This window comes from Microbacterium sp. Mcb102 (assembly GCF_024519805.1).
In the GTDB taxonomy this organism is placed as follows: Bacteria; Actinomycetota; Actinomycetes; order Actinomycetales; family Microbacteriaceae; genus Microbacterium.
In genome coordinates, this window is sequence record NZ_JALJRG010000008.1 from 143,020 (window position 1) to 166,165 (window position 23,146).

At 69.2% G+C, this 23,146-nt stretch carries 25 protein-coding genes; 10 read left to right on the plus strand and 15 right to left on the minus strand.

The genetic code is table 11. The annotated features are described in order from the left end of the window. Positions 1-34: 34 nt before the first annotated feature. Both OC372_RS17790 and guaB read right to left on the minus strand, forming a co-directional pair. Positions 35-349, minus strand: coding sequence for a DUF2277 domain-containing protein (locus OC372_RS17790; RefSeq protein ID WP_262003352.1), 315 nt, complete (start codon positions 347-349; stop codon positions 35-37). Between the two features lie 92 nt (positions 350-441). Continuing rightward, positions 442-1,944, minus strand: a complete 1,503-nt coding sequence (guaB, locus tag OC372_RS17795) for an IMP dehydrogenase (protein WP_262003354.1) — start codon at positions 1,942-1,944, stop codon at positions 442-444. 250 nt (positions 1,945-2,194) lie between these two features. On the opposite strand from guaB, the gene OC372_RS17800 reads away from it, so the two are divergent. From OC372_RS17800 to OC372_RS17815, 4 genes are read left to right on the plus strand one after another with little or no spacing between them, the layout of a single operon-like run. Beyond that, positions 2,195-3,547, plus strand: coding sequence for a branched-chain amino acid ABC transporter permease (locus OC372_RS17800; RefSeq protein ID WP_410054875.1), 1,353 nt, complete (start codon positions 2,195-2,197; stop codon positions 3,545-3,547). A 3-nt stretch (positions 3,548-3,550) separates the two neighbouring features. Continuing rightward, positions 3,551-4,528, plus strand: coding sequence for a branched-chain amino acid ABC transporter permease (locus OC372_RS17805; RefSeq protein WP_029262245.1), 978 nt, complete (start codon positions 3,551-3,553; stop codon positions 4,526-4,528). A 10-nt stretch (positions 4,529-4,538) separates the two neighbouring features. Continuing rightward, on the plus strand, positions 4,539-5,513 hold the full coding sequence (locus OC372_RS17810; RefSeq protein ID WP_105711616.1) for an ABC transporter ATP-binding protein: 975 nt from the start codon (positions 4,539-4,541) through the stop codon (positions 5,511-5,513). Beyond that, positions 5,510-6,301 (plus strand): ABC transporter ATP-binding protein, encoded by a 792-nt coding sequence (locus OC372_RS17815; protein WP_051662550.1) that lies wholly within the window; start codon positions 5,510-5,512, stop codon positions 6,299-6,301. Before OC372_RS17810 ends, OC372_RS17815 begins: the two co-directional genes overlap by 4 nt. 270 nt (positions 6,302-6,571) lie before the next feature. On the opposite strand, the gene OC372_RS17820 is transcribed toward OC372_RS17815, so the two are convergent. The 3 genes from OC372_RS17820 to groES all read right to left on the minus strand — a co-directional run bounded on the left by OC372_RS17820 (position 6,572) and on the right by groES (position 9,381). Further along, positions 6,572-7,825 carry an ABC transporter substrate-binding protein gene (locus OC372_RS17820; protein ID WP_029262242.1) on the minus strand — a complete coding sequence of 418 codons (1,254 nt, stop codon included), beginning with the start codon at positions 7,823-7,825 and terminating at the stop codon, positions 6,572-6,574. A 144-nt stretch (positions 7,826-7,969) separates the two neighbouring features. Then, on the minus strand, positions 7,970-8,902 hold the full coding sequence (gene rarD / locus OC372_RS17825; protein ID WP_262003358.1) for an EamA family transporter RarD: 933 nt from the start codon (positions 8,900-8,902) through the stop codon (positions 7,970-7,972). Between the two features lie 182 nt (positions 8,903-9,084). Continuing rightward, positions 9,085-9,381 carry a co-chaperone GroES gene (groES, locus tag OC372_RS17830; RefSeq protein WP_028502311.1) on the minus strand — a complete coding sequence of 99 codons (297 nt, stop codon included), beginning with the start codon at positions 9,379-9,381 and terminating at the stop codon, positions 9,085-9,087. Positions 9,382-9,538: 157 nt separating this feature from the next. Here groES and OC372_RS17835 point away from each other — a divergent pair, with 157 nt between their 5' ends. Next, positions 9,539-10,750 (plus strand): class I SAM-dependent methyltransferase, encoded by a 1,212-nt coding sequence (locus OC372_RS17835; protein WP_262003365.1) that lies wholly within the window; start codon positions 9,539-9,541, stop codon positions 10,748-10,750. Between the two features lie 21 nt (positions 10,751-10,771). Here the strand turns inward: OC372_RS17835 and OC372_RS17840 are convergent, their stop codons facing one another. From OC372_RS17840 to flgN, 10 genes are read right to left on the minus strand one after another with little or no spacing between them, the layout of a single operon-like run. Continuing rightward, positions 10,772-12,001, minus strand: coding sequence for a hypothetical protein (locus OC372_RS17840; RefSeq protein ID WP_262003367.1), 1,230 nt, complete (start codon positions 11,999-12,001; stop codon positions 10,772-10,774). Further along, positions 11,985-13,100 carry a hypothetical protein gene (locus OC372_RS17845; RefSeq protein WP_029262238.1) on the minus strand — a complete coding sequence of 372 codons (1,116 nt, stop codon included), beginning with the start codon at positions 13,098-13,100 and terminating at the stop codon, positions 11,985-11,987. The genes OC372_RS17840 and OC372_RS17845 overlap by 17 nt, the downstream gene beginning before the upstream one ends. Before the next feature lie 4 nt (positions 13,101-13,104). Continuing rightward, on the minus strand, positions 13,105-13,593 hold the full coding sequence (locus OC372_RS17850; RefSeq protein ID WP_029262237.1) for a hypothetical protein: 489 nt from the start codon (positions 13,591-13,593) through the stop codon (positions 13,105-13,107). Beyond that, the gene (tsaD, locus tag OC372_RS17855) at positions 13,590-14,657 is read right to left on the minus strand and encodes a tRNA (adenosine(37)-N6)-threonylcarbamoyltransferase complex transferase subunit TsaD (protein WP_262003370.1); all 1,068 of its coding nucleotides are present in this window, start codon (positions 14,655-14,657) and stop codon (positions 13,590-13,592) included. Before tsaD ends, OC372_RS17850 begins: the two co-directional genes overlap by 4 nt. Continuing rightward, positions 14,654-15,142: a ribosomal protein S18-alanine N-acetyltransferase gene (rimI, locus tag OC372_RS17860; protein WP_262003372.1), complete on the minus strand. Its 489-nt coding sequence runs from the start codon at positions 15,140-15,142 to the stop codon at positions 14,654-14,656. The genes tsaD and rimI overlap by 4 nt, the downstream gene beginning before the upstream one ends. Beyond that, positions 15,139-15,756 carry a tRNA (adenosine(37)-N6)-threonylcarbamoyltransferase complex dimerization subunit type 1 TsaB gene (tsaB, locus tag OC372_RS17865; RefSeq protein WP_262003374.1) on the minus strand — a complete coding sequence of 206 codons (618 nt, stop codon included), beginning with the start codon at positions 15,754-15,756 and terminating at the stop codon, positions 15,139-15,141. Before tsaB ends, rimI begins: the two co-directional genes overlap by 4 nt. Before the next feature lie 60 nt (positions 15,757-15,816). Next, complete coding sequence (locus tag OC372_RS17870) at positions 15,817-16,188, minus strand: flagellar assembly protein FliW (protein ID WP_029262233.1); 372 nt, start codon at positions 16,186-16,188, stop codon at positions 15,817-15,819. After that, on the minus strand, positions 16,185-17,066 hold the full coding sequence (gene flgL / locus OC372_RS17875) for a flagellar hook-associated protein FlgL (RefSeq protein ID WP_029262232.1): 882 nt from the start codon (positions 17,064-17,066) through the stop codon (positions 16,185-16,187). Before flgL ends, OC372_RS17870 begins: the two co-directional genes overlap by 4 nt. A gap of 12 nt (positions 17,067-17,078) precedes the next feature. After that, positions 17,079-18,488, minus strand: a complete 1,410-nt coding sequence (gene flgK, locus OC372_RS17880) for a flagellar hook-associated protein FlgK (protein WP_262003377.1) — start codon at positions 18,486-18,488, stop codon at positions 17,079-17,081. Between the two features lie 13 nt (positions 18,489-18,501). Then, the gene (flgN, locus tag OC372_RS17885; protein WP_029262230.1) at positions 18,502-18,984 is read right to left on the minus strand and encodes a flagellar export chaperone FlgN; all 483 of its coding nucleotides are present in this window, start codon (positions 18,982-18,984) and stop codon (positions 18,502-18,504) included. A gap of 196 nt (positions 18,985-19,180) precedes the next feature. Here flgN and OC372_RS17890 point away from each other — a divergent pair, with 196 nt between their 5' ends. From OC372_RS17890 to OC372_RS17910, 5 genes are all read left to right on the plus strand, one after another. After that, the gene (locus tag OC372_RS17890; protein ID WP_262003380.1) at positions 19,181-19,981 is read left to right on the plus strand and encodes a sigma-70 family RNA polymerase sigma factor; all 801 of its coding nucleotides are present in this window, start codon (positions 19,181-19,183) and stop codon (positions 19,979-19,981) included. 111 nt (positions 19,982-20,092) lie between these two features. Next, positions 20,093-20,923 (plus strand): flagellin, encoded by an 831-nt coding sequence (locus OC372_RS17895; protein WP_262003382.1) that lies wholly within the window; start codon positions 20,093-20,095, stop codon positions 20,921-20,923. Between the two features lie 75 nt (positions 20,924-20,998). Next, a complete protein-coding gene (gene fliD, locus OC372_RS17900) occupies positions 20,999-22,381 on the plus strand; it encodes a flagellar filament capping protein FliD (RefSeq protein WP_262003384.1) in 1,383 nt (460 codons plus the stop codon). A 2-nt stretch (positions 22,382-22,383) separates the two neighbouring features. After that, entirely contained in the window at positions 22,384-22,770 is a 387-nt protein-coding gene (fliS, locus tag OC372_RS17905; protein WP_262003386.1) for a flagellar export chaperone FliS, read from the plus strand. Continuing rightward, the gene (locus OC372_RS17910; protein ID WP_262003388.1) at positions 22,767-23,075 is read left to right on the plus strand and encodes a hypothetical protein; all 309 of its coding nucleotides are present in this window, start codon (positions 22,767-22,769) and stop codon (positions 23,073-23,075) included. Before fliS ends, OC372_RS17910 begins: the two co-directional genes overlap by 4 nt. Positions 23,076-23,146: the final 71 nt, after the last annotated feature.

The window sequence follows — 23,146 nt, forward strand, 5'->3', positions numbered from 1 at the left end:
GGCATAGCCCGTTCGCCACCCGGGCCCGCGCGGATCACGACCTCGCGGCAGCGGCCTTCTTCTCCTGTTGGTAGACCCGGATCGCCTCGTAGCGGTCGGCCGAGCGGGCGCGACGCTTGGCCGCCTCGTCATCGCGATTCTTCGGCGGGGCGGTCGTGACGAGTTCGTCCAACAGGGCACGGGTCGCCTGCGCGATCTCGGCGACCGCGCGGTCGAACACGGCGCGATTGGCACGCGACGGCGCGTTCGCCCCGGAGATCTTCCGGACGAACTGGAGGGCCGCCTCGTGGCACTCGTCGTCGGTCGCGGCGGGCTCGAGGTTGTTCAGCGGAACGATGTTTCGGCACATACCGGCACGGTACGCCGGGCCGTCGACAGACGGAAGGGGCCGGATGCGCGCGGCATCCGGCCCCTCTGCGAAGATCCCGTCGGGATCCGACGTCACTTCTTGTAGTTCGGTGCTTCCACGACGATCTGCACGTCGTGCGGGTGCGACTCCTTGAGCCCCGCCGAGGTGATGCGCACGAACTTGCCGCGCGTCTTGAGCTCTTCGATCGTGCGCGCTCCGACGTAGAACATCGACTGACGGAGACCGCCGACCAGCTGATAGGCGACGGCGGCGAGCGGGCCGCGATACGGCACCTGCCCTTCGATGCCCTCGGGGATCAGCTTGTCGTCGCTGGGGACGTCGGCCTGGAAGTAACGGTCCTTGGAATACGAGGTCTGCTTGCCGCGGGTCTGCATCGCGCCGAGCGAACCCATTCCGCGGTACTGCTTGAACTGCTTACCGGACTGGAAGACGATCTCGCCCGGGGACTCGTCGGTTCCGGCCAGGAGCGAGCCGAGCATGACGGCGTCGGCACCGGCGACGAGAGCCTTGGCGATGTCACCGGAGTACTGCAGTCCCCCGTCGGCGATCACGGGCACGCCCGCCGGTCGGGCCGCCAGCGAGGCCTCGTAGACGGCCGTGACCTGGGGCACTCCCACCCCTGCGACGACGCGCGTGGTGCAGATGGAGCCGGGCCCGACGCCGACCTTCACGGCGTCGACGCCCGCGTCGACCAGAGCCTGGGCACCCTCGCGGGTCGCGACGTTGCCGCCGACGATGTCGATGTGCTCGAACGACGCGTCGGCCTTCAAGCGGCGGACGAGGTCGATGACGCCCTGGGACTGCCCATTGGCGGTGTCGACGACGAGCACGTCGACACCGGCGTCGCGCAGAGCCTCGGCACGCTCCCACGCGTCTCCGAAGAAGCCGATCGCGGCGCCGACGCGCAGGCGGCCCTGGTCGTCCTTGGTGGCGAGGGGGTACTTCTCGCTCTTGTCGAAGTCCTTGATGGTGATGAGGCCCGCGAGCTTGCCGTTGTCATCGATGAGCGGCAGCTTCTCGACGCGGTGCTTCGCGAACAGCGCGATGACCTCTCCGGCGGCCACCCCGACCGGCGCGGTGACGAGGTTCTCGCTCGTCATGACGTCTTTCACGAAAGTGCTCTGACGCTCGAAGCCCGACACGAAGCGCATGTCGCGGTTGGTGATGATGCCGACCAGCTTGCCCTCATCGTCGACCACGGGCAGCCCCGAGATGCGGTACTTGGCGCACAGGTTGTCGACCTCTTCGACGGTCGCATCCTGGGTCGTGGTGATCGGGTCGGTGATCATGCCGGACTCGCTGCGCTTGACGCGGTCGACGTGCGCGGCCTGGTCGGCGATGGAGAGGTTGCGGTGCAGGATGCCGATGCCGCCCTCGCGCGCCATGGCGATCGCCATGCGGGATTCGGTGACCGTGTCCATCGCGCTCGACAGCAGCGGGGTGGCGACCGAGATGCGGCGGGTGATCCGCGACGAGGTGTCCGCTTCGCTGGGGATGACGTCGGTGTGCCCCGGCAGGAGCAGCACATCGTCGTACGTCAGTCCGACGAAGCCGAAGGGATCGTGCTGTTCCATGGATTCTCCTTCTGCGCGAGTCGCGCATGTCCGAGTGCGAGGGGGTGGTCGACGTCGGCCTTTGCGGGGCCACGGCCCGTATGAAGATTCTAAGCGCGACGCGCCCGAGAACATTCCCGGAGCCCGCCGTTATCGGACCGTTGACCGCGACGGTAGGTGATTCGGGGATCGCGCACTACGCTCAAATGCGTCGTCCATCCCTGCGGTTCATACCCGATGCCGCAGTGACAGCACTCACAGTGGAGGTTGCGTGGGACCCACAACAATCGCCGTGCAGCGAAGGCGCCCCTGGGCCGTCATCTGCCTCGGTATCCTCATGGCGCTCATGGCGTTCCTGTTCCTGCCCCCCTCATCGGCCTCGGCTGAGACGACGGACGACGGGCAGGAGGTCACGGACTTCTACTTCGCCGGTGTCGTCACCAATGCGGATGAGCCGGTCGAAGGCGTCGTCATGTCCATCGAGGGCAACGGCTTCGAAGCCGAGACGGAGACCGACGCCGAAGGCAAGTGGCGCCTCTACGTGCCGGAGATGGAGACGTACACCCTCACGGTGGACGAGTCCACGCTGCCGAAGGGCGTCATCGTCGACGCGACCCAGCTCCCCGAGGGCATCCAGCCCGTCTCGGGGACCACCGCGTCGTTCGAGCTCGAATTCGGCCTCACCGGCACGAAGATCGTCAACTTCTTCCTCGGAGCGGGCGAGCGGGTCACCGTGTCGTTCCTCGATCAACTCCTGTCGCGCATCGTCGGCGGCCTGAACTTCGGGCTCCTCCTCGGACTCGCCTCCATGGGCGCCGCGCTCATCTACGGCACCACCCGCCTGTCGAACTTCGCCCACGGCGAGATGGTCACCTGGGGCGCGGTCGTCGCGCTGCTCTGCACGACGTTCTGGCACCTGCCGCTCTGGCTCGGCATCATCGCCGCCGTCATCGGCGGAGCCGCGCTCGGGTGGGCGCTGGATGCCGGGATCTGGAAACCCCTGCGGCGAAGAGGCCTCGGGGTGGTCCAGCTCATGATCGTGAGCATCGGGCTCTCCCTCGCGCTCCGGTACGGCATGCAGTACTTCATCGGCGGCGACACGTACCAGCTTCCGGGAGCGAGCCCCGAGCCCATCCGCCTCGGACCCATCTCGCTGTCGTACATCGACATGATCGCGATGGGGACGAGCATCGTCGTGATCCTCGGTGTCGCGTTCTTCCTCACCAGGACCCGCACCGGAAAGGCGACCAGGGCCATCTCGGACAACCCGCAGCTGGCCGCGGCATCCGGCATCGACGTCGACAAGGTCATCCGCACGGTGTGGATCCTCGCGGGCGCTCTCGCCGCGATCTCCGGCATCCTGTGGGCGTACTTCCGCCCCGGGGTGAAGTGGGACATGGGCATGCAGATGCTGCTGCTGATGTTCTGCGCGATCACCCTCGGCGGCCTCGGCTCCGCGATCGGCGCCCTGATCGGCTCGATCATCGTCGGTCTCGCCGTCGAGGTGTCGACCCTGCTGGGTGTGCCGTCCGACCTCAAGTACGCCACGGCACTCGTCGCGCTGATCATCATTCTGCTGGTGCGACCGCAAGGCATCCTCGGACGCAAGGAAAGGTTGGGCTGACGCATGGACTTCGGAAGCATCTTCGGCAACACCGCCTCCTATCTCTTCAGCCCGACGACGATCGCCTACGCCCTGGCGGCGACCGGCCTCGCCGTGCACTTCGGCTACACCGGCCTGCTCAACTTCGGCATGGCCGCGTTCATGGCCATCGGCGGCTACGGCTACGCGATCTCGATCCTGACCTTCGGGTTCCCGTGGTGGGCCGGCGTCCTCGTCGGCATGCTGGGCGGCGCGGCATTCGCTCTGATCCTGGGTATCCCGACCCTGCGTCTTCGTGCTGACTACCTCGCCATCGCGACCATCGCCGCCGCCGAGGTGGTGCGGCTCATGTTCGTCACCGAGCTCTTCAAGGACTGGACGAACTCCGCCGGCGGACTCTCCGGGTACCACCAGAGCTTCCGCGACTCGAACCCCTTCCCGCCGGGCACCTACGGCTTCGGCCCGTGGACCTACAACGCGACCGATCTGTGGGTGCGGGTGGTCGGACTGATCGCCCTCGTGATCGCCGTGCTCGTGGTCTGGGCGCTCATGCGCAGCCCATGGGGTCGGGTACTCAAGGGCATCCGTGAGGACGAGGATGCGGTGCGCTCGCTCGGCAAGAACGTCTTCGCCTACAAGATGCAGGCGCTCGTGGTCGGTGGTGTGATCGGCGCCGTCGGCGGCATCGTCTTCATCCTGCCGTCCGCGGTGATCCCCGGCAGCTACTCCACGTCGCTGACGTTCTTCCTGTGGACGATCCTCCTGCTCGGCGGCGCGGCCACCGTGCTCGGCCCGACGCTCGGCGCGGTGCTGTTCTGGGTGGTGTTCGCCTTCCTCGGTGCGCTCCTCCCCGCCATGGCGAACGCCGGCTACCTGCCCATGTCCGGCGCACAGGCCGACGTCGTGCGGTACATCGTGATCGGCGTCGTGCTGATGCTGATCGTCATTTTCCGCCCGCAGGGCATCCTCGGAAACAAGAGGGAGATGACCTTTGTCAAGTAATGACGACGCGGTGGTCACGCCCGCGAAGAGCACGCCCCGCGCCAAGACCGGAGGCCTGGCCGCCGGTCCCGCCGCGCCCGGCGTCAAGAAGGTCGACCCGATCCTCATCGTCGATGCGGTGGAGCGCCGTTTCGGCGGTCTCACCGCGGTCGATGTCGACCACCTGGAGATCCCGCGCGGAGCCATCACGGCGCTGATCGGCCCGAACGGCGCCGGCAAGACGACCCTGTTCAACCTGCTGTGCGGCTTCGACAAGCCGAACGCCGGCACCTGGTCGTTCGACGGGAAGAACCTCTCCGGCATCCCCTCGTTCAAGGTGGCGCGGATGGGACAGGTGCGCACCTTCCAGCTCACGAAGTCGCTGTCGCTGCTGACCGTGCTCGAGAACATGAAGCTCGGCGCGAAGGACCAGCGCGGCGAGGGCTTCTGGGCGGGGCTGTTCCCCTTCCTCTGGCGCAAGCAGGATCAGGAGATCGAGGCACGGGCGCACGAGCTGCTCACCCGCTTCAAGCTCGACGCCAAGGAGCAGGACTTCGCCGCATCGCTCTCGGGCGGTCAGCGCAAGCTCCTCGAGATGGCCCGCGCGCTCATGAGCGACCCGACCCTGGTGATGCTCGACGAGCCCATGGCCGGTGTGAACCCCGCGCTCACGCAGTCGCTGCTGGAGCACATCCTCGACCTCAAGGATCTGGGGATGACGGTGCTGTTCGTCGAGCACGACATGCACATGGTGCGCCACATCGCCGACTGGGTGGTCGTGATGGCGGAGGGCCGTGTCGTCGCCGAGGGTCCGCCCGACCAGGTCATGGAGGATCCGGCCGTCGTGGACGCCTACCTGGGCGCACACCAGGACGTCGATCTCGGGGCCGTCACCGGTCGTCTTCCGGTGATCTCGGAAGAGGACGCGATCCGGATCCGGGAGCAGATCGAGACCGAGGTCGAGGCCGAAGTCGAGGCCGAAGACGTCGAGGAGGAGAAGGCATGACCGACGCATCCGCCCCCACGCCCGCGCCCGCGCCCGCGGAGCGCAACGAGATCAAGAACGACGACGTGATCGTCGAGCTGACCGATGTGCACGCCGGATACCTGCCCGGGGTGAACATCCTCAACGGCGCGAACCTCGTGGCCCACAAAGGTGAGCTGATCGGCATCATCGGCCCGAACGGCGCCGGCAAGTCGACGCTGCTCAAGGCGATCTTCGGCATGGTCGAGATCCGCTCGGGCGATGTCACGGTGAAGGGCGAGAGCATCGTCGGGCTCAAGGCCGACAAGCTCGTGCGCCGTGGCGTGGCCTTCGTGCCGCAGACGAACAACGTGTTCCCGTCGCTCACGATCCAGGAGAACCTGGAGATGGGGCTGTACCAGAACCCCAAGATCTTCGCCGAGCGCCTGGAGTTCGTCAGCAGCATCTTCGGCGAGTTGGGCAAGCGCCTGAAGCAGCGCGCAGGGTCGCTCTCGGGCGGCGAGCGACAGATGGTCGCCATGTCGCGGGCGCTGATGATGGATCCGTCGGTGCTGCTGCTCGACGAGCCGTCGGCTGGCCTCTCCCCCGTGCGTCAGGACGATGCCTTCATCCGCGTCTCCGACATCAACAAGGCGGGCGTGACGACGATCATGGTCGAGCAGAACGCGCGCCGCTGCCTGCAGATCTGCGACCGCGGCTATGTGCTCGATCAGGGCAAGGACGCCTACGAGGGCACCGGGCGCGAGCTGCTGAACGACCCCAAGGTCATCGGCCTCTACCTCGGCACGCTCGGCACCGACGCCGCCTGAGCGCGTCACGCGGGAGGGGGATGCCACGCGGCATCCCCCTCCTGCGTGCATGGCGGGCATCCGTCGCCTCTCGGCGCGAGCGTCCGTCGGGAGTTCGTGCATCCGTCGGGTCCTCGCCCGGCGTTTCTCCCGACATCCGTGCGAGCTCCCGACGGATGAACCGGGACGGGACGGGGCGGGACGGGGCGGGGACGGGGCGGGACGGGGCGGGGACGGGGCGGGGACGACGAAGGCCCCGGATGCTGAGCATCCGGGGCCTCGTCTGTGCGCTTACTTGAGGCGCGTGGTGGTGTTGTCGGCGCCGAACTCGTAGACGCCGATCGCGGCGCCCTTCGGGTCGTTGTTCTCGTCGAACGTGATCTCGCCGGAGAGGCCGTCGTAGTCCGCCGTGCCGCCGCCGTTGATGATGTCGGCGCACTCGGCGTACGTGGTGCACTTCTCGCCCTCGTCGCCACCGCCGGACACGGTGCCCATCTGCTCGGCCATGTCGGCGCCCTCGACGGAGCCGGCAGCCAGAGCCGACAGCGCCATGAGGATGACGGCGTCGTAGGCCTCAGCCGAGTAGGTCACGGCGTCGATCGGGTCGTTGCCGTCGGCGGTCCAGACCTCGTTGAGCTGGTCGAGGAAGTCCTGCGGCAGCTCAGCGCCGGCGCGGGTGCCCTTCGAGCCCTCGAGGTTGACCGAGACGTCGGTGCCCCAGTCCTTCAGGTTGCCGTCGACGAGGTACAGCGAACCCGTGTCGACGCCCGCGTTGCCGAGCAGCGGCGCGATGGTCGCGAACTGGTCGTACGAGACGACCGCGACGGCGTCGGGCTTGGCGGCCGCGATCTCGGAGACCTGAGCGTTGAACTGGCCGTCGCCCTGGTTGAACGATGCATCCGCGACGACCTCGCCGCCGGTGCCCTCGAACGTCGACTTGATGGCTTCGAACAGGCCCGTGCCGTAGGGGTCGTTCTGGTAGATGATGCCGAGGGTCTTGTGACCGTCTTCAGCGATCTGGTTGCCGAGGACCTCGCCCTGCAGGTTGTCGCTCGGTGCCGTGCGGAAGTACAGCGGGTTGATGCCCGAGAAGTCCGGCGACGTGTTCGACGGCGAGACGGTGAGGATACCCGCGCCGGCGTTGCCGTCGAGGATGAGCTTGGTGACGCTCGACGACGCGGCGCCGACCATCGCGGTGATGCCCTCGTTCTGGAGGTTGGTGATCGAGGTCTCGTACGCCTTGTTGTCGAGGTCACCCTCGTCGGCGGTGGTGAGGTCGATGGTCACGCCGGCGTCGGCCTCGTTGATCTCGTTGACAGCCAGCTGGACGCCGGCTTCCATCGGAGCGCCGAGGAAGGCGAGCGAGCCGGTCGCGGGAAGCAGCGAGCCGAGCTTGAGCGTCAGATCGACGGCCGGCTTCTCACCACCCTCGCTGGGCTCAGCGTTCGGCGTGCTGCTGCAGCCGGCGATGACGATGGCGGATGCGCTGATCAAAGCGATCCCTGCGAAGACCTTCGCGGTGCGCGAACCCTTCATTGCGTTCATGGTGCTCCCTTGCGTAACTGAACGTGGATTGTGACCACGGGCGGGTGCTCTAACACTAGGGCGTGATACCCGTCCACAGGGGGTGCAAGTATCTCGGTGCGTTAACGATCCGACACCGGGATTCCGGGCCGGAGAACCGCGGGTTCAGACGAGTTCGGGCGGGGCGACCCGGCGCCCTCGGCGGGCGGCGATCAGCAGGTCGACGACGAAGACGCCGATCGCGATCCACACGATGACGAACCCCGCCCAGCGCTCCGGCGGCATGGGCTCGTGCAGGATCGCGACGCCGATGAGGAACTGCATCACCGGGGTGATGAACTGGATCATCCCGATCACCGTGAGGTTGATCCGGCGGGTTCCCGCCGCGAACAGCAGCAGGGGCACGGCCGTCGCCACACCGGCGAAGGCCAGCAGCACCGCGTGCACCCAGCCGTTGCCGCCCATCGTGATGCCGGCGGGAGTCGTCGCGACCACGATCAGCTGCACGACGGCGATGGGGATCAGCCAGAACGATTCGAGGGTGAGACCGCTGACGGCGTCCACCGCCGGACCGATCTTCTTCTTGATGAGCCCGTAGACCCCGAAGGACGCGGTCAGCGAGAGCGCGATCCACGGGAAGGCGCGGTAGGCCACGATGATCACGACGACCGCGATCGCGGCGATGGCGATCGCGGCCCACTGCAGCTTCCGGATGCGCTCCTTCAAGACGAAGACGCCCAGCAGCACGGTGGTGATGGGGTTGATGAAGTAGCCCAGACTCGTCTCGACCACGTTGTCGCTGAGGGTTCCGATGAGGAACACCTGCCAGTTGACGTAGATCAGGAGGCCGGCGAGCGCAGTCCAGCCCAGCAGCTTCGGCTGCCGCAGGATCACACCGAACGGCGCCCAGCCGCGCGTGACCGTGAGCAGCAGGATGCAGAAGACGAACGACAGCAGCACCCGCCACGCGACGACCTCCCACGGACCGGTCGGCACCAGGAGGAGGAAGTAGAGCGGGAGCACGCCCCAGAGGAGGTAAGCGGCTCCGGCGTAGGCGACTCCGGCGGTCTGCGTTGCGCGGGTCGTCTCGGGGGTCACCGCACAACACTATGCCCGCGCCGGAGGCCCGGAGAGCGGCGGCCCGTCGCCCCTCGGAGATCGGCAGGAATCGGATGCCTGATGGCGGGATGCAGAAGGGGGCTCGGATGCCGAAGCATCCGAGCCCCCTTCGAGGACCTGGGCACCACCTCTTCGAGAGGGGCGGAACCCGGTTCCGCAGATCAGCGGACGACGACCGCCAGGACGTCGCGAGCGGACAGGACGAGGTACTCGTCTGCGCCGAACTTGACCTCGGTGCCGCCGTACTTGCTGTACAGGACACGGTCGCCGACAGCGACGTCGATCGGAACGCGGTTGCCGTTGTCGTCGATGCGGCCGGGGCCGACGGCCACGACCTCGCCCTCCTGGGGCTTCTCCTTGGCGGTGTCGGGGATGACCAGGCCACTCGCGGTGGTCTGCTCGGCCTCGACCTGCTGGATGACGATGCGGTCTTCGAGCGGCTTGATGGAAACCGACACGGTCTACCTCTTCTTTCTTGACACTGACACGAAAGACTTGTTCGCACTCTCAACCCGAGAGTGCTAATCCAGTCTATGCGCTGGGCTGGCACTCATGCAATGCGAGTGCCAACGCACGCCGTGATTCAGTGATGCGAGCGGGAATTAGGCTGAGGACGTGGAGATGTCCGAGCTGCGTGCCCTGCTGACCCCCGCCGGTCTCGAACTGCTCGACACGGTCGGGACGATCGGGTCGACCGCCGACGTCGCCCGCGCCGTGTCACGGCTGCGTGCCGCCGGGCACTCCCCCGAGCTGGTCTCGGCGGTGGTCGGCCAGGCGCACCTGCGGTCCAAGGCGTCGGCGAAGTTCGGCCCCTTCGCCGCGCGGATGCTGTTCACCCGAGCCGGGCTCGAGCAGGCGACGCGGCTCGGTGTGGCCGCACGACACGCCCAGCGGATCCGCAGCGCGGGGTTCACCACCGTTGCCGACCTCGGCTGCGGGATCGGCGGCGACGCCCTCGCGTTCGCCGGAGCCGGACTCGATGTGCTCGCCGTCGATGCCGACGAGGTCACCGCCGCCATCGCGGCCTACAACCTCGCGCCCTTCGGAGAGGGCGCGGTGGTTCGGCACAGCACGGCGGAAGACGCCTTCGAGGGCTCGGATGCTTCGAACGCACGCGCGATCTGGATGGATCCCGCCCGGCGCACCTCCGGGCACAGTGAGACCCGCCGCGTCTCTGCAGACGACTACTCCCCCTCGCTGGACTGGGCCTTCGACGTCGCGGCGCGCGTGCCGACGGGCATCAAGCTCGGCCCCGCGCACGACCGCGACGCTCTTCCCGCCGACGCCGAGGCGCAGTGGGTGAGCGCCGACGGCAGCGTCGTCGAGCTGGTCGTGTGGAGCGGCGCCCTCGCCCGAGAAGGCGTGCGACGCTCGGCGCTCGTGATCCGCGGCGACCGATCGCACGAGATGACCGCACCGGCCGACGTGGCCGATGAGCCCGTGCGCGAGCTCGGCGCCTTCGTGCACGAGCCGGACGGCGCCGTGATCCGCGCCCGCCTGATCGGCGATGTGGCCCGGAGCCTCGATGCCGGGATGCTCGACGAGCACATCGCCTATCTCACCTCGGATGCCGCGCTGACGAGCCCGTTCGTGCAGTCGTTCCGCGTGCGCGAGACCCTGCCCGCCAACCCCAAGGCGATCAACGCCGCTCTCAAGGCGCACGGCGTCGGTCGCATCGAGATCAAGAAGCGCGGTGTCGACATCGACCCTGCGGCGTTCCGGAAGAAGCTCACGCTGCGCGGTGATCAGGAGGCCACGCTGATCCTCGCGCGTATCGGCGATCAGCGGCGGGCGATCCTCGCCGATCGGGTTCCGGCCGCGAGCTGATCGCGACCCGCCCCGCCGGGGTCAGCCGTCGTCGCCCGGGTCCTGGAGCTCGATCCGACCGCCCGGCGACAGCTGGATCATCAAGGGGTCATCCACCGCATCGGACACCTCGTCCACGCCATCGGGCGCTGCGGAGTCGACGGAGACAGTCAGGTACGGCGTCTGCTGGTTCGTGAACTGCAGGTCCAACGCCGCGGTCGCGACCCGCGCACCCGAGGGGTCGACGGTCTCGAGTTTCACAGTGAGTCCCTCCGCGAACGCGGTCTCGAAGCCCTTGCAGACGACCGGCCCGGCGGCATCCACGATCAGGCACCGCTCGGTGGCGCCCTGTTCCGATAGCCGATCCCCCAGCCACACCGGCGCGTCCCGGAAGACACCGACGAGCGAGAGACCGAGCTCGAACCCCTCCGTCGTCAGCGATTCCGCCCGGTCGCGCACGTCTTCGGGGAACTGGGCCAGGAGCGAATCGACCCCACCCCACCGTTGGATCGCGACCAGCGGCTCCCCCGCTGTCGAAAGGAGCATCGTGGCCTGGATGATGTCGGAGCCCGTCTCCCCCGGGAGCGACAACGACGCCGACAGTCCGCGCTCCGACTCCTCCGCGGCGAGACAGTTCGTCTGCGACTGCACGCCGACGTCGAGGACCAGGCAGGCAGCCGATCCCTCGTCCTTCGTCGCGTACCAGACGAGGGCATCACCATCCTGCGCGACCGCGCGGACCGAACCGGGATCGAACGCCTCGGTGACCAGCTCTCCGAGGCGCTGCTGCTGCTCCGCCGTCAGCGGGATGCCGCCGGCTCGCGGCGCGAACAGCCCCCAACCGATGCCGACGCCGAGCGCGAGCAGGACGGCGGACACGGCGACCAGCGTCGCCACCACCTGCCGGCGCATCGAGCCTCGAGCCGGGGTCGGGGGCGTCGGCTGCGGCGTCGGCGATGCCTGCGCATCCGGAGCACGCTGCGTGAGCGCTGCGGAGGGAACCTCGGCCGCCTCAGAGGCCGTGTTCGCAGCGAACGCTTCGTCGACGGGCCCGATCGCCGGCTCCGTCTGGTCCCGCCTCATGGATCCGCCATCGCCGTCGGTACCGTGGCCGGCCTCCGACCGCTCCGGGGACGCGGCCGCGGCGTGCGAGCGACGCGAATCCTCGAGCGCGCGCAGCCGCTGCGATTCCGTTGCGGTCAGCAGCCCTCCTCGGCCATAGGCCTTCCGCTGCAGTGCCCGTAACTCTTCGGCCTCAGTCTCCGACGGCACCCGAGGCATCTCCCTCCCGGGTGATGGTCAGATACCCGGGCCCCCGATTCGACATCATCTCCAGGTGCGTCACGCCGCCCGTCTCCGTGTCGACGACGTTGAGCACGAGGCTCGAGGCCTGCTCCTGCATGGTCTGCGGGTCGGCGCAGGTGACCGGAGCCTCATCGGTCGATCCGTCGTAGATGAGGCACTGGTTCTGCGACTCGGTCTGCGAGGCCATCCAGATCGGCACGTCGCCGTCGTAGCCGACGACCCAGAGCGAGCCGGCGTCGAAGCCGTTCTCCGCCAACCGGGCCGCCGTCTCCGATTCGGCCTCGTTCGCGTAGGTGATGCCGCTCTCCGTCGGGTCGTAGTCGTAGACGCTCACCGCGACAGCGGGTTCGCCCGATGCGGTGAACAGCATCTGCGCGCTGACCTCGCGCTGCAGGCCCTTGTGACCCTTGACCGAGATCGAGCCGTAGATCCCGGTCTCGGCGATCATCTCCGTACGGTCACAGGACGGAACCGTCGCCTCACCCGTGCCGAGGATCAGGCAGGTGCGCTCCTTCGTGTCCTTCGTCGCCGTCCAGATGACCACGTCCTCCTCGACGCTGAGCGCGCGGATCGAACCGGGATCGTACACGCCGGCCGCGACGAGATCGTTCTGCCATCCCTGCTGGTCGGCGGTCAGCTCCACCGCCGCGGCTCCGGATCGGCCGAACGCGAGCCAGCCGACCCCCACCCCGATCGCGAGCACCGCGACGGCCACCAGGGCGACCGGCCGCCAGCGCGTGCGGAGCAGCGAGAACAGGGAGCGCCAGGACGACGATGCGGGCGAGAGGGCGTCGACCGCGTCGTCTGCCGCGTCTTCCCCCGCGGACACTCGGCCCTCGTCGGCGGGCGCGGCTTCGGAGACGGCGACCGCGGTATCGGGCTCGGCGGCGGCGCTCCGCTCCACTTCGCCCGGGTGTGCGGCGGGTGCAGCCTCGGCGACCGGTGCGAGCCTGAGGTCCTCCAGCTCGCGGAGGCGTTCGGCTTCGGCCGATGTCAGCGAGGAATCGCGACCATACGCCCGCGCCTGCAGGGAACGCAGCTCCTCCGACTCCTCCGGCTCGAGCATCCGGTCAGCCGAGCTTCTCGAACTGCATGCCCGCCCAGACCAACCAGCCCAGGCTGTACGCGGTCGCGCAGAGGCCCAGCACGAGCGCCCACAGCGCGATGGAACGGCTCTCGAGCGGACGACGCAGCGACATGATCGCGGCGATCACCGCGACGACCGCGACGGGGATCCCCCAGCCGACGAAGAACGATGCTCCGAGCGCCACGATCGCGGCGAGCAGGGCCCACGGCGCGAGGCGGGTGTCGTCGACCGGGATGGCCCCGGTCGTCGGCTCCCACTCCGCCTCGCCCGGGGCATCGATGTCGGGCCCGCTCACCACCACGGGCTCGATGCCGACGGGGCCGGTGGGCAGTTTCGTGTAGCCCTCGCGACGGGCGCCGGGAAGCCGCGGCGCCGCCCCGGGATGCTGCTCGACCTCGTCACTGGCGCGTTCGACGCGCGCCGGCGGAGTCCGGGGGGTCTTCGCGTCGGACGAGCCGGAGACGTCGCTCATGCGGGCACCGCCTCGGCGATCTGGATCTCGGTGACCGGAAGGGTGGAGTCCGCCCCGAACGCCAGAGTCGAGGGGCGCCGCCCCGAGGAGATCAGCTCGGCGGCCAGCGCGGCGATCATCGCGCCGTTGTCGGTGCACAGCGAGAGGGGCGGGATGCGCACCGTGACTCCCGCCTCATCGGCACGCCGGAGGGCGACCTCGCGCAGCCGACGGTTCGCGATCACGCCGCCGCCCAGCAGCAGGCGCGGCACCCCGAGGTCGGCGCAGGCCGCGAGTGCCTTGGTCACCAGCACGTCGACGACCGCCTCGCGGAAGCTCGCGGCGACATCGGCCACGGGCACCTCGACCCCGTCGGCCTCGCAGCGCTCGACCCACCGGGCCACCGCGGTCTTCAGACCCGAGAACGAGAAGTCGTACCGATGCTGCGCCAGATCCGATGCCCGGGAGAGACCGCGCGGGAACCGGATCGCGTTCGGGTCACCGTCGGCCGCCGCCCGGTCGATCTCGGGACCGCCGGGGTACGGCAGCGAAAGGAGCCGGGCGACCTTGTCGAAGGCTTCGCCAGCCGCGTCGTCCATCGTCTCGCCGAGCAGCTCGACGTCGGTGGTGAGGTCGCGGACGTGCAGCAGCGAGGTGTGACCACCGGAGACGAGCAGCGCGATGGTCGGGTACTCGAGCGGCGCGGAATCGGCCGTGAGGATGTCGGCGGCGATGTGGCCGACGAGGTGGTTGACGGCGTACAGCGGCTTGTCGATCGAGACGGCCAGGCCCTTGGCGGCGCCCACTCCGACCATGAGCGCGCCCGCGAGGCCGGGGCCGCTCGTGACGGCGACCGCATCGAGGTCGTCGAGACGCACCCCTGCTTCGGCGAGTGCCGCATCGATGGCGGGCTGAAGCGCCTCGAGGTGCGCCCGCGCGGCGACCTCGGGCACGACGCCGCCGTATCGGGCGTGCTCGTCCATGCTCGACGCGATGGTGTTGGAGAGCAGGGTGCGCCCGCGGACGATGCCGATCCCGGTCTCGTCGCAGCTCGTCTCGATGCCGAGGACCAGAGGTTCGCTCATGCCTTCGCCTCCTCGGTCGTGTCGTGCGATGCCGGGTGGCGGCGCAGTTCCAGACGCATCACGATCGCGTCCACGTCGTCCGGCTGATAGTAGCGGGGGCGACGGCCGATCTCCTCGAACCCCTCCGCGAGGTACAGGCCTTCCGCCGCGGGGTTGTCGGCCCTGACCTCGAGGAACACCTCACGGGCACCGCGCTCGGCCGCGGCGGCCAGGAGAGCACGCAGGAGCGCGCGGCCCCGACCCTGCCCGCGGTGCTCGGCGAGGAGCGCGATGGTCTGGATGTCGGCGTCGGCACTGCCACGCAGCGCGCGCACGCCGCCGTAGCCGATGACCGCGCCGTCGTGGTCGTCGACGAGGTAGCGGCCGTGGATGCTCTCGAGCTCGGCGGCCATGGTCTCGCGGCTCCACGCGTCGGTCGGGAAGGACCGCTCCTCGATCGCCATGATCGCGTCGAGGTCGTCCGCGGTGGCGTCGCGCAGGGTCATGAGCCGACCTTCTTCGGTGCACCGGGCACCGTCACGTCGGGGTGGCGCATGTAGAGCGGCTCGTCACCCGTGAGCGTGCGACCGGCTGCCAGGGCGCGTGCTCCGACGCGCGCCAGGTCCGCCGCCGACAGGGTGGCGACATCGATGCGGCGGATGCCGTCGAGGTGCGCGTCGGCGTCGGCCGCCCGCACCAGGACGGTGTCGGCGACGATGTGCGGGACCCCGTCGGCATCCACCCCGTCGAAGACGGTGATCGCGACCTCACGGCGGCGGGCGTCGGTGACGATCGCGAACGGCTGCGACTCGGTCTCGAGCGCGGTGAGAGCGGCGGCGAGATGGCTGGGGACCGGGACGACCGGGATGCCGCGCCCGAGGGCGAAGGCGCGGGCCGCGGCGATGCCGATGCGGAGCCCGGTGAAGGGTCCGGGGCCCATGCCGGCGACGACATGCGTCACCTCGCCGTCACCCGCATCGCTGAGCGCCGCGACGAGCAGGTCGCCGATCACCTCGGCGTGGCCCAGCGGGTCGGTGGCGGCGGCTTCGGCGCGTCGCGCCCCGTCGGCATCGATGAGGGCGACAGCGGTGCCCAGGGAGGTGTCGACGGCAAGGATCACGTCTCCAGGGTAGCCGTGGTCGCGCTGTGAGAGCGGCCCGGAGTGCCCGCGGCTCGCGCCTCAGCCCAGTGGAGCCCGGAGCGGGTAGTCCTGATCCTCGAGGATCACCTGCGACGCGGCTCCCGTGGTGCGATTGACGATCACCGGCGCCATCAGGTTCACGCTCACGCCTTCCGTGGAGGGGTGGGCGACCACGAGGACCAGTGCGTCGTCGGCCGAGGCGAGCGCGAGGCTCTCGGCCTGGTCGTCGGTGAGGATCGGCGCATACTCGCCGAGCACGGTGCTCGGGTCGACGAGGTACAGGCGCAGATCCGCGTCGTCCACGGCTCGCATCGAGAACAGACCGTCCGCACCGTCGACCGGTGCGAGAGCGAAGTCGACGTGCGGCGCGAGTCCCGGAGGGGGCGTCAGGAAGCTGAGAGCCGCGGTCATCGCAGGAAGTCCATCAGCGAGGGCTGGAGAACGCGCGCGTTCACCGCGAGCGCGGAGCGGTACACGAGCTCCTGCGCTTGCAACCGCACGAGCACCTCGATCGAATCGACGTCCTCGACCGCCGTGCGGCGGGACTCGAGGGACACGGAATTCTGCACTGCCGCCTCCTTGGCGCGTTCGATCTGGGACTGGCGGGTTCCGACGGAGCCCTGCACTCCGAGCATGGCGGTGCGTCGATCGTCGATCTCCGCGAGACGGGGGCCGACGTTCGTACCGGAACGGAGGTCGGCGACGATCTTGTCGACGAGGGCGAACACCGAGTCGTCGCCGGTGCCGAAGACCGCGGCGCCGTCGGTGTCGACGCGGACGGATGCCGCGTCGGAGACGCGGCGGCTGACCTCGGAGCCCGCCACGCCGCTGTACGAGTAGTCCGCGGCGAAGGCCGCCGTGTCCGAGGTGCCGGCGAACACCGAGCGACCGAGGAGTCGGGTGTTGGCCTGGGACAGGAGCTCCTTGCGGATGCCCTCGAGCTCGACGGCCAGGGCCTCCTTGGCGGTGGCATCCAGCGCACCGTCGTTCGCCCCCTGGGCGGTGAGGTCGCGGACCCGGCCCAGCAGCGAGGTGCTCGCGGTGATCGCGACATCCGCCGCCGTGACCCACGCGAGCCCGTCGTCGATGTTGCGTGCGTACTGGTCGTTGCGGCGCTGCTCCGCATGCAGGGCGAGGGCCGCGGCCGCGGCCGCCGGGTCTTCGGACGGAGTGGCGAAAGCGCGCTGCGACGTCGCCTGCTCCTGCAGACGCGCCAGCTCGGTGAGGTTGGACTGCAGCTGGCGCATCGCCGTCTGCGTCATGGATGACGATGTCACTCGAGAGATCACGATGCTCCTTTATCAGCGTCCGACGAGGCCGGTGCGGTTGATGAGGACGTCGAGCGCCTCGTCCACCGCCGTCATCACGCGGGCTGCAGCCTGGTAGGCGGTCTGGTAGGTGAGCAGGCTGATCGTCTCCTCGTCGCCGTCGACGGCGGCAACGGACTGCTGCGCCCCGACCGCCGCGACAGCCGCCGAATCGGAGACCTTCGCCCGCTGCACGTCGGCTGCCGTCGCCACCCCGAAGCGCGTGACGTGATCGGACCAGAGCGCGTCGGGCGAGGTGGCGCCGCGCCCGATCTGCGAGATCAGGTCGGCGTTGGTCGCATCCAGCGCACCGGCACCCGGTGCGGCGAGCGCCAGCTCGGACGGGGTCGTCACGGCGACCCGCAGTCCGAGCGCGGCCGACCCGGTCGTCGGAAGGGTGAAGAAGTCGCCGCCCGGCTGCCCGGACGAGGTGACACCCGCACGGTGCTGCGCGTTCAGCGCACCGGCCAGGGCTGTCGCCACCGCGTCGTAGGTCGAGGCGAGCTGCGCGAGCATGCCGCCGTCGGCTGCAGGTGCGAGCACGGCGAGCGAGCCGCCGAGCTCGCCGCCGTCGATCGAGGCCGGGAGATCGGGCGCGGATTCCCACGAGACGGTGAAGCGCTGCCCCGCGTCGATCGTGGCCGGGCCGTTGAGGACGAGGTGGCGCGCATCGGAACCCGAGACCAGCGCGTTACCGCCGACGCGGAGGGTCATCGACCCGTCGCTCTCGATGGTGGCCGCCGCCCCGGACATGCGGGCGACGTTCTGCGCGAGCACGCTCCGCTGGTCCATGAGCTCGTTCGCCGAGCGCCCGGAGGCGAGGGCGTCGCGGATCTCGCCGTTGAGCACCGCGATCTGGTCGGCGGCGGCATTGACCTGCGTGACGGTGCGCTCGGCGGTGGCCCGCGCGTCGCTCCACTGGGTGGCCACGGTGCGGTAGCCGCCGGCGATGTGGGACGCGAGCTCCTTGGCGGATTCGAGGATGGTGGATGCCGCTGCACCGGAGTCCGGTGTGTTTGCGAGATCTTGCCAGCCGGACCAGAACTTCGACAGTCGCGCCGCCAGTCCGTTCTCGGTGGGCTCGGCGAGCGAGGCCTCGATCGTGGTCGCGGCGACCGCGCGCGTGGACCAGAAGCCCGATGCGGCGAGCGAGTCGCGGACGCGGGCTTCGAGCAGGGCATCGCCGAGACGGGCGACGCCGTCGATCGAGACGCCGTGTCCCGGCAGAACGCCGACGCTGAATCGGCCGGTCTGGGCGATCGCGGCGATGGCCGAGGTCTGGACCCGCTGGCGCGTGTACCCCTCGGTCTTCTGGTTGGCGATGTTCTGCCCGACCACGTCCATGCCGCGTCGGGCGGCCGCGAGTCCGCTGGCCGCGGTGTTCAATCCGCTGAAGGTCGACATGATCCCCTTCCGGTCACATCTCGGTATCGATGATGCGCGCTGCGTCGTCGCGCGCGCGGTCACCGTTCGTCGTGTATTCGCCCGTCTCGTGCCCCAGCGCGGCGAGCGTTTCCTGAGTGGCACGGAGCACGCCGCTGAGCTGCTCCGTGTTCGCGTCGCGCAGCTGCTCGACTTCGGCGGCGAGTTTCGTCAGCGCGCGCATGTGGTCGGCGAAGACCTCTTGCCACGCGCCCTCCGGCGCGTGTGCGACCAGTTCTCGGATCGTCGCACCCTCCGGAGCCCCCCACTCCTCGGCGACCGCGGCGACCTCGACCGTGCGCGCGAGTCCCGCGCCGCGCAGGCGATCGAGGACCTGATCGATCTCACGCGCGGCGAACTGGATCCACTGGGATCGTCCGGCCGCGAGCAGCAGCTGCTGTTCGTCTAGTTTGAAGAGCAGCATCTCGAGCAGTTCACGCTCGCGCCACAGCTGTATCGATAGTTCGTTGGCTCCCATGATCCCCTTTTCCCCAGTGATCGCCACGCCTGTTAACGCGGCCAAAGGTCACTATCGGCTGCCGCGCCCCTAAGGTTACTATGTGGAACGGCGATGGGTAGTTCTCCCCATGTACAGATCACAAAAAGTGTGATATGTGCATCTACTCGTCTCCTTGGAGCTTCCGGAGTGAATCCAGAGAGGTGGATCATCCCCCATGTCGTCGCGCGCTGAGCGCAATCTCCTCATCGAGAGCAACCTCCCCCTGGTCGGCTACCTCGCCTCTGAAACGCACGCCCGAGCAACCCATATCCCCCGTGACGAGCTCGCGGCCGTCGGAGCGCTCGCGCTCGTGACCGCCGCCGATGCCTTCGACCCGTCGCTGGGCGTCCCCTTCGGCGCCTACGCGCGCCGCCGCATCCTCGGCGCGTTCGCGGATGAGATGCGTTCCATGGACTGGGCCTCCCGCGGCATCCGCAAACGCATCAAAGAGACGGTCGCCGTGCGCGAGACCCTCACCGCAGGACTCGGCCGGACGGCGACGGCGGCCGAGGTCGCCACCACGATGGGCGTCGCGAAGGACGTCGTCCTCGAAGCCCTCGGCGATGCCGCCCGCAGCGTCACCACACTGGAAGACCCCGCCGCCCGCGATGTGACCGCTGACATCCTGCTGCCCGAGGAATCGGCGCTCGTCGGTGAGCGCCGCGAGGTGCTCGAGCAGGCCGTCGCCGCGCTGCCGGAGCGCATGCGCCGGATCGTGCAGGGCGTCTACTTCGAAGAACGCCCCGTCAAGGAGATCGCCGAAGAGCTCGGGGTGACCCATTCCGCCGTGTCGCAGCAGAGGTCGGAGGCCATCCGCCTGCTGCGCGACGCCCTGGACCGGTACTTCGCCGAAGGCGCCGCCCCCGCCACGACGACCCGGGTGTCGGCCGGAGCGCGGGACGCCTACTTCACACGGATCGCCGACGCGGCCAGCGCGCGGATCGCCGGCGTCTTCCGCGAATCGGCCCCCGCCTAGCCTGCTTTCCCCGACGCGCCCGGCTAACGCCCGCGCCGCCTCCGCCGATAGGTGTGTGCGGGAGACCACGGATGGTCTCTCGCACAACGAAATTCACGGAGGAGAACCCTTATGGGTATGCAGATCAACACCAACGTGTCGGCGCTCAACGCCTACCGCAACCTGTCCAGCACGCAGAACGACCTGTCGAAGTCGCTCGAGAAGCTCTCGAGCGGTCTGCGGATCAACCGTGCAGCGGACGACGCCGCCGGCCTCGCGATCTCCGAGGGCCTGCGCTCGCAGGTCAACGGCCTGAACGTGGCGGCGCGCAACGCCCAGGACGGCATCTCGGTCATCCAGACCGCGGAAGGCGCCCTGACCGAGGTCCACTCGATCCTGCAGCGCGTTCGCGACCTGACCGCTCAGGGCGCGAACGACTCGAACAACGCGAAGTCGCGCGAGGCGATCCAGAAGGAGATCAACACCCTGGGTGATGAGCTCACCCGGATCGCCGAGAGCACGAACTTCAACGGCATCAAGCTGCTCTCGGGTGGCACGACGCTGACGTTCCAGGTCGGTGCGGGCGCGGTCGCCGCCGAGGACCAGATCTCGGTCGGCCTGACCAACTTCGCCACCCTCGGAGCAGACATCAAGGGCTACGCGGCGACGATGACGGATGCGGCCACCTACGGTGCCGCGCTGGCTGACATCGACACGGAGATCCAGGCGGTCTCGACCGCACGTGCCGGTTACGGTGCGCTGCAGAACCGCTTCGAGTCGACCATCAACAGCCTCAACGTGTCGGCGGAGAACCTGTCCGCCGCCGAGAGCCGTATCCGCGACACCGACATGGCGTCCGAGATGGTCAAGTTCACCTCGGCGAACATCCTGTCGCAGGCGGGCACGGCCATGCTGGCCCAGGCGAACCAGTCCAACCAGGGCGTTCTCCAGCTCCTGCGCTGAACCACGCCATAGGGTCCGGGCGGCGGTCGCGACCGTCGCCCGGACCCCGTCCGCTCCCGACCTGCAAAGGCGAACATGTCTCTCTCGCTCGACGGCCTCGTCTCCGGCCTGAAGACCACAGAGGTCATCAAGGCCCTGATGGACGTGCACGCCATCCCGCGTTCGCTGCTCAAAGCGAAGATGGATGACAAGAACGGCATCGTCACCCAACTGCAGACACTGAACACCGCGATCCAGAACCTCGCCACGGCCGCCGAGAAGGCCGCATCGCGCGACGGACTGGCACGCTTCACGACATCGTCGTCGTCGAACACCGTCACGGTCGCCACCCGCACCGGCGCCGCCCCGGTCTCGGCGGAGATCGTCGTCGACAAGGTCGCGAAGAATCACACCATCGTCTCGGCCGCGTCGAACGGCTGGCCCGTCGACCCGCCGGTGATCACCCTCGAGAACGCCCAGGGCGAGCGTCTGCAGATCGAAGCCGACGGCGCCTCGATGCAGGAGGTCGCCCAGGCCATCAACGAAGCGGGCTTCGGAGTCGTCGCGTCAGCAGTGCCCGCGGGCCGCGACGCCGACGGCAACCCCCTGCACCGCCTGCAGCTGCGCGCGGCCGACTCGGGCGAGGGCGGCCAGTTCCGCGCCTATCGCGGTGACGTCGCCGCGGTCGAGGCCGGCACCGCATCCGACATCGCCACCGAAGCGGGGGCGGCCGTGATCGCGATGGGCGCCGACGCACAGTTGCGGCTGTGGGCGGGCACCAGCGCCGAACAGGTGCTGACCTCGTCGAGCAACACCTTCACCGATCTGTTCGACGGCGTCGATGTCACGGTCTCCGCGGTATCCGCCGACCCGATCACGATCGGCGTCACCATCGACACCGAGGCCCGCACCAAGGCCTCCGCGGAGTTCATCGCCGCAGTCAAAGACATCCTGACGCGTATCGACAACGGGTCGAAGGCCACCGTCGCCGCGAACCAGGGCGACAAGACCACCCTGGGCGTCTTCACGGGCGACAGCACCGTCCGCTCGCTGCGGACGGCGATCGCCGATGCCATCCAGCATCCGGTCGATGGGGTGTCTCCCTCCTCCATCGGCATCGAGACCGACATGTACGGCGTGCTGAGCTTCGACGAGGAGAAGTTCGCCGAAGCCCTCGCGAAGGACCCGGATGCGGTCGCCGGACTGTTCTCCGACGTCGCCTCGCGCGTGCAGGACACCGCGAAGGTGTACTCCGACAAGTACGACGGCCTGCTCACCTCCCGCATCACCGGCCAGGAGAGCGAGGTCAAGAGCCTCGGCGAGCAGATGGAGCGCTGGGACGTGCGCCTCGCCCAGCGGAAGGCGACGCTCGAGCGCACCTACGCCCGCCTCGAGGTGATGCTGTCGCAGCTGCAGTCGCAGTCCACCTACCTGTCGTCGCAGATCGCCGCCCTGCCGACCTCGAGCTCGGGGAAGTGAGCATGAACGCCGCCCTGCGTGCGCAGCAGCGCTACCGTGACGATGCCGTCCTCTCGGCACCACCCGAGCGTCTCGTGACGCTGCTGTACGACCGGCTGCTGCTCGACATCGAGCGCGGCGAGGCCGCACAGCGAGCCGAGGACTGGACCGAGGCGAATGCCCAACTGCAGCACGCGCAGGCCATCGTGTCGGAGCTGACCTCGTCGTTGACCGACGACTGGAACGGCAGCGCGGGCCTCCGCTCGGTGTACGTCTTCCTGTCGCAGACCCTGATCGGCGCCAACATCGGCCGCGATCCCGAGCGCACTCGTGCGTGCCACGGGATCGTCGCCCCGCTGCGGGATGCCTGGCACGAAGCCGCCAGGGCCGTCGCGGAGACCCGGTCGTGAGCGCCGACGACGTGACGGCGGAGTGGACCGCGCTCCTGGATCGACTCGAGCTCGACGCCGACCGGATCCTCGCGGCCGCCCCCGGCACCGCCGACACGGCCGTCATCGAACCGTGGACGCCGCCCTCCACTCCCCTGCCCGTGCATCTCGCCGATCGCGCCCGCCGGGTGGTCGAGCGTCAGCGCCTCGCGATGGAGCGCGCCCGCACCGATCTCGACGACCTCCGACAGCACCTCGGCGCGGTGGACCGGATCCCGGGGACCCGTCGCCCCGATGCTCCCGCATTCCTCGACGTGGACGGCTGAGACCGCTCCCTAACGTCGTGCGCGACCCTGCCGATAGAACAGGGAGAGCACGGATGGCTCGCAAGACTCGG

Bases quoted from the DNA above. Each gene is read 5' to 3' on its own strand.
- tsaD (WP_262003370.1), bottom strand. From the start codon at position 14,657: ATGAGCGAACCTCTGGTCCTCGGCATCGAGACGAGCTGCGACGAGACC.
- fliD (WP_262003384.1), top strand. From the start codon at position 20,999: ATGTCTCTCTCGCTCGACGGCCTCGTCTCCGGCCTGAAGACCACAGAG.
- rimI (WP_262003372.1), bottom strand. From the start codon at position 15,142: ATGACCCTGCGCGACGCCACCGCGGACGACCTCGACGCGATCATGGCG.
- OC372_RS17815 (WP_051662550.1), top strand. From the start codon at position 5,510: ATGACCGACGCATCCGCCCCCACGCCCGCGCCCGCGCCCGCGGAGCGC.
- OC372_RS17845 (WP_029262238.1), bottom strand. From the start codon at position 13,100: ATGCTCGAGCCGGAGGAGTCGGAGGAGCTGCGTTCCCTGCAGGCGCGG.
- OC372_RS17820 (WP_029262242.1), bottom strand. From the start codon at position 7,825: ATGAACGCAATGAAGGGTTCGCGCACCGCGAAGGTCTTCGCAGGGATC.
- flgN (WP_029262230.1), bottom strand. From the start codon at position 18,984: ATGGGAGCCAACGAACTATCGATACAGCTGTGGCGCGAGCGTGAACTG.
- OC372_RS17850 (WP_029262237.1), bottom strand. From the start codon at position 13,593: ATGAGCGACGTCTCCGGCTCGTCCGACGCGAAGACCCCCCGGACTCCG.
- OC372_RS17790 (WP_262003352.1), bottom strand. From the start codon at position 349: ATGTGCCGAAACATCGTTCCGCTGAACAACCTCGAGCCCGCCGCGACC.
- OC372_RS17805 (WP_029262245.1), top strand. From the start codon at position 3,551: ATGGACTTCGGAAGCATCTTCGGCAACACCGCCTCCTATCTCTTCAGC.
- OC372_RS17895 (WP_262003382.1), top strand. From the start codon at position 20,093: ATGGGTATGCAGATCAACACCAACGTGTCGGCGCTCAACGCCTACCGC.
- OC372_RS17870 (WP_029262233.1), bottom strand. From the start codon at position 16,188: ATGACCGCGGCTCTCAGCTTCCTGACGCCCCCTCCGGGACTCGCGCCG.
- flgK (WP_262003377.1), bottom strand. From the start codon at position 18,488: ATGTCGACCTTCAGCGGATTGAACACCGCGGCCAGCGGACTCGCGGCC.
- guaB (WP_262003354.1), bottom strand. From the start codon at position 1,944: ATGGAACAGCACGATCCCTTCGGCTTCGTCGGACTGACGTACGACGAT.
- OC372_RS17890 (WP_262003380.1), top strand. From the start codon at position 19,181: ATGTCGTCGCGCGCTGAGCGCAATCTCCTCATCGAGAGCAACCTCCCC.
- fliS (WP_262003386.1), top strand. From the start codon at position 22,384: ATGAACGCCGCCCTGCGTGCGCAGCAGCGCTACCGTGACGATGCCGTC.